Origin of the sequence: Mycobacterium sp., assembly GCF_052145595.1 — a bacterium.
Lineage (GTDB): Bacteria > Actinomycetota > Actinomycetes > Mycobacteriales > Mycobacteriaceae > Mycobacterium.
The window spans coordinates 1-2,977 of the sequence record NZ_JBKQOI010000008.1; the positions used below are offsets into that span (position 1 = coordinate 1).

The 2,977-nt window shown below is 66.1% G+C and carries 2 protein-coding genes; one reads left to right on the forward strand and one right to left on the reverse strand.

From position 1 onward, the window contains the following. The first annotated feature begins 99 nt into the window (after nt 1-99). Complete coding sequence (locus ACLP4W_RS00470; RefSeq protein WP_442383043.1) at nt 100-1,830, forward strand: NRAMP family divalent metal transporter; 1,731 nt, start codon at nt 100-102, stop codon at nt 1,828-1,830. Here the strand turns inward: ACLP4W_RS00470 and ACLP4W_RS00475 are convergent. Next, nucleotides 1,822-2,775, reverse strand: coding sequence for an NADP-dependent oxidoreductase (locus ACLP4W_RS00475; protein ID WP_442383045.1), 954 nt, complete (start codon nt 2,773-2,775; stop codon nt 1,822-1,824). The two genes, ACLP4W_RS00470 and ACLP4W_RS00475, sit on opposite strands and share 9 nt — an antisense overlap. Nucleotides 2,776-2,977: the final 202 nt, after the last annotated feature.

Sequence of the window (2,977 nt, forward strand, 5' to 3'; positions counted from 1 at the left end):
ACTCCATGTGTGCTTGCCGCTGAACAACCGCGATGGCACCCCATCTGGCTCCCCTGATCAGCCCCTCCACTGCTCGACCTTCGAGAGAGCGAGAATGCAATGACTTCGATCTCCAGCCGCGTCGGCCTACGCGCCTCGCTGCTCGACCGGACCGCAGCCATCGCCCCGACGGTAAAGGCCGACGGGTCCGGGCAGGCGGTCCTGGACTCGGCGCACACCGGCGACATCATCGGTGCGTTCGGCCGTATCCGGCGCGACGGCACCGATGCTTTCAGTGGTCGCTGGCGCCACCTGCGGACGCTGATGGTCATCACCGGTCCCGGGCTGATCGTGATGGTGGGCGACAACGACGCCGGTGGTGTCGCGACCTACACGCAGGCCGGGCAGAACTACGGGATGGGCCTGCTGTGGACGCTGGCGCTGCTGATCCCGGTGCTGTATGTGAACCAGGAGATGGTGCTGCGGTTGGGCGCGATCAGCCGGGTTGGCCACGCGCGCCTGATATTCGAGCGCTTCGGCAAGTTCTGGGGTGCCTTCAGCCTGGGCGATCTGCTGATCCTCAACGCTTTGACGATCGTCACCGAATTCATCGGCGTATCACTGGCACTCGGATTTTTGGGCTGCCCCAAGGTCATTGCGATCCCGGCGGCCGCGGTGCTGTTGTTCGCCGTGGTGGCCGGGGGGTCGTTTCGCCGCTGGGAGGGACTGATGTTCCTGCTGATCGCGGTGAATGTGCTGATCATCCCGATGGTGTTGCTGGCGCATCCCTTGCTGAAGGGAACCGCCGGCGGACTGGTGCCGCAGTTCCCCGGCGGGCTGAACTCGACCGTGCTGCTGTTGACCGTCGCGATCGTGGGCAGCACGGTGGCGCCATGGCAGTTGTTCTTCCAGCAGTCAAACGTCGTGGACAAGCGCATCACGGCACGCTGGATCCCTTACGCACGAGCCGATCTGGCCATCGGGATTGTCGTTGTCATGGCCGGGGCGACGGCGCTGATGGCGGTGGCGGCGTTCGGGTTGGCGGGCACCGCCGACGTCGGCAACTTCACCGACGCGGGTGCGGTTGCTACCGCACTGGCCAACCACCTCGGCAACGCCGTGGGGGTGCTGTTCGCGATCATCCTGCTGGACGCATCCCTGATCGGGGCGAACGCCATCGGGTTGGCCACCACCTATGCCATCGGTGACGCGATGGGCAGGCGACACTCCCTGCACTGGAAGATCAGCGAGGCTCCATTGTTCTACGGCGGCTACGCGTTACTCCTTGCGGTGTCGGCGGCGGTCGCGTTCAGCCCCGACCACATCCTCGGCCTGGTGACCCAGGGCGTGCAGGCGCTCGCCGGTGTCCTGTTGCCCTCGGCGACAGTCTTTTTGGTTTTGCTGTGCAACGACCGCGCGGTGCTGGGCCCGTGGGTAAACACCGTGCGGCAGAACATCCTCGCGTGGACCATCGTGTGGTCTTTGGTGCTGTTGTCGTTGGCGTTGACGGCTACGACCTTCTTCCCGGGCCTGGCCACCGCCACCATCGAGGCCGGGCTCGGGGCCGGGGCAGTGATCGGAATCGTCGGTGGTGCGGTCGGCGTCGGCGTAGGCCGGCGGTCTAGCGATCGACGGGAGGCGGAAGCCACGCGCGACGAGCGGCGCGCCCTCCGGCACCAAGACCGCGCGAACTGGCAGACCCCCAGCCTCGCCACCCTCGAGCGCCCGACCATGTCACCGACCCGCCGGGCGGGGCTGTTGACGCTGCGCGGTTACCTGTTTTTGGCGGTCGTGTTCGTGATCATCAAAATCATCGAGGTCGGTGTGGTCGGTCCGGCCGGCTCATTGTGAACCGTTTGGCAGCAGAACGATTTTGCCGTGGGTGTGCCGCCGCTCGAGCACCTCGAAGGCGTCGGCGACCCTATCGAGCGGAAAGGTGGCGGCGATGTCGAAATCGATGGCACCGGTAGCGACCAGGTCGGCGATTTCGGCGAGCACTTCCGGTGTCGACGCGTCCATGCTGCCCTCGGTCTTGGCACCGACTTCGCCGGCTTTTTGAAACGAAATGATGGTCTCTATCCGCTCGGGTGCCACGCCGAGATCCACGGCAAGATCGATGTAGTCCGGGCCGAACAAATCGATGAATGCATCGATTCCGTCCGGCGCCGCCTCGCGCAGCCGCTCGGCCAGCCCCTGGAAATCGGCGCCGTAGGCGATCGGGATGACGCCGTGGTCGCGCAACCAGTCGGCGTTGTCCGGCCCTGCGATGCCGAGCACCACCGCCTCGCGCAACGCCAGAAGTTGCACCACCAGGCTGCCGACTCCGCCCGCGGCCGCCGAAACGGCCACCGTCTCACCCGGTTGCGGCGAGACCGCCCGGACAGCGGCGTAGGCCGTCGCACCGACCACATATAGCGAACCCGCTACCTCCCAACTCAATTCGGCGGGTTTGCGGATCAGTTGACCCACCGGAACCGCGGTATGAGTAGCGTGGCTCGACCGGCGCAAGCTGAAACCCAGAACCTCGTCGCCGACGGAAAACTCGGTGACCTCGGGTCCCACCGCGGTCACAAAGCCCGCGAGATCACTGCCCTCGCCCGACGGAAAGGTGGCGGGGAACATCTCATGCATCGCCCCGACCCGGATGCCGGCCTCGCCGGGGTTGATCCCCGCGGCGCGCACTTCGACCACCACCTCACCCAGCCCGGGCGACGGCATATCGACGTCCGCCACATACAAAACGTCCCGGCCTCCGTAACGCTCGAACCGTACGGCACGCGCCACCGCAGCCGTCATCTCGCTCTCCTTACCCAATGTGTCCTCGCCCCACGCCAGCATAGGCCGCGACCGGTGCATCGGGCCGAGACGTGCGCCCGGACCTCGAGGGCCTTGTTCGATTCCTGCGCCCTTGTTCCCGCGAGCATTTCGCAGTAGCGTCAGGCGCCGCGGCCAACTGCTGTGCGTTGATACTTCAAGCAGACGCGGATTGACGCGGAAG